Below are 1,746 nucleotides of genomic sequence, written 5' to 3'. Positions count from 1 at the left end.
AAATTTGGATTTTTGTCATGCAAAAAGCCCCGCTGTTTTATTTGCGGGGCTTTTTGTATTGTTTGTATAGAGAGTTGTTGGGGCTTTTCTAGGTTTGGCGGTGACCTACTCTCCCACGTCTTGAGACGCAGTACCATCGGCGCAACGGTGCTTAACGGTCGAGTTCGGGATGGGATCGGGTGTTTCACTCGTGCTATGACCACCAAACCGAGGAAAGCCCCTGGTGTTTGTTTCCAAACACCGGGATCAGAATGTCCAAGTCAATGGTTTGACTTCTGTATTCCAGTCTTGCTTTTACTGGATCAAATCAAGCCTATCGGGCAATTAGTACCGGTCAACTGAACGCATTGCTGCGCTTACATCTCCGGCCTATCGACGTGGTGGTCTACCACGGCCCTCGGGGATACCTTGTTTTGAGGGGGGCTTCCCGCTTAGATGCCTTCAGCGGTTATCCTTTCCGATCATAGCTACCCTGCACTACCGCTGGCGCGATAACAGGTCCACCAGTGGATCGTTCACCCCGGTCCTCTCGTACTAGGGGCAACTCCTCTCAAGTATCCTACACCCACGGCAGATAGGGACCGAACTGTCTCACGACGTTCTAAACCCAGCTCACGTACCTCTTTAAACGGCGAACAGCCGTACCCTTGGGACCTGCTCCAGCCCCAGGATGAGATGAGCCGACATCGAGGTGCCAAACGGTGCCGTCGATATGGACTCTTGGGCACCATCAGCCTGTTATCCCCGGCGTACCTTTTATCCGTTGAGCGATGGCCCTTCCACTCGGGACCACCGGATCACTATGGCCGACTTTCGTCTCTGCTCGACTTGTCAGTCTCGCAGTCAGGCTGGCTTCTGCCATTGCACTCAACGAGCGATTTCCGACCGCTCTGAGCCAACCTTCGCGCGCCTCCGTTACGCTTTAGGAGGCGACCGCCCCAGTCAAACTACCCGCCACACAGGGTCCCGGATCCGGATAACGGACCGCGGTTAGACATCAAGCAGAACAAGGGTGGTATCTCAAGGGAGGCTCCACAGAGACTGGCGTCCCTGCTTCGAAGCCTACCACCTATCCTGCACATGTTCGGCCTAATGCCAGTGTGAAGCTGTAGTAAAGGTGCACGGGGTCTTTCCGTCTAACCGCGGGAAGCCTGCATCTTGACAGGCAATTCAATTTCGCTGAGTCGATGTTGGAGACAGCGGGGAAGTCGTTACGCCATTCGTGCAGGTCGGAACTTACCCGACAAGGAATTTCGCTACCTTAGGACCGTTATAGTTACGGCCGCCGTTTACCTGGGCTTCAATTCGGAGCTCTCACCCCTCCTTTTAACCTTCAGGCACCGGGCAGGCGTCAGACCCTATACGTCGTCTTGCGACTTCGCAGAGCCCTGTGTTTTTAGTAAACAGTCGCCACCCCCTGGTTTGTGCCCCCGGATCCAAGTTGCCTTGAACCCGGGCCTCCTTCTCGCGAACTTACGGAGGTATTTTGCCGAGTTCCTTCAACATCGTTCTCTCAAGCGCCTTGGTATTCTCTACCAGTCCACCTGTGTTGGTTTAGGGTACGGTCTGATGGAGGGCTATTTCCAGGAACCTCTAAACGGCCCGACCAATCCGATAAGGTCGAACAATCTTCGAGATCCGTCACATCCTCCTGGCCTAGGAATATTAACCTAGTTCCCATCGTCTACGCATTTCTGCCTCGACTTAGGGGCCGGCTTACCCTGCTCAGATTAGCTTTAAGCAGGA

The 1,746-nt window shown here is 54.2% G+C and carries 2 rRNA genes; both read right to left on the bottom strand.

What is annotated here, in order from left to right:
* Positions 1-92: 92 nt before the first annotated feature.
* A 5S ribosomal RNA gene (rrf, locus tag AX756_RS24670) occupies positions 93-207 on the bottom strand.
* A gap of 96 nt (positions 208-303) precedes the next feature.
* Positions 304-1,746, bottom strand: a 23S ribosomal RNA gene (locus AX756_RS24665); the annotation flags it as partial.

Source organism: Aliiruegeria sabulilitoris, from assembly GCF_001558155.1.
Taxonomy (GTDB): domain Bacteria; phylum Pseudomonadota; class Alphaproteobacteria; order Rhodobacterales; family Rhodobacteraceae; genus Tropicimonas; species Tropicimonas sabulilitoris.
The sequence above is the reverse complement of the archived record's forward strand: the minus strand, read 5'-3'. Positions and strand labels throughout refer to the sequence as shown.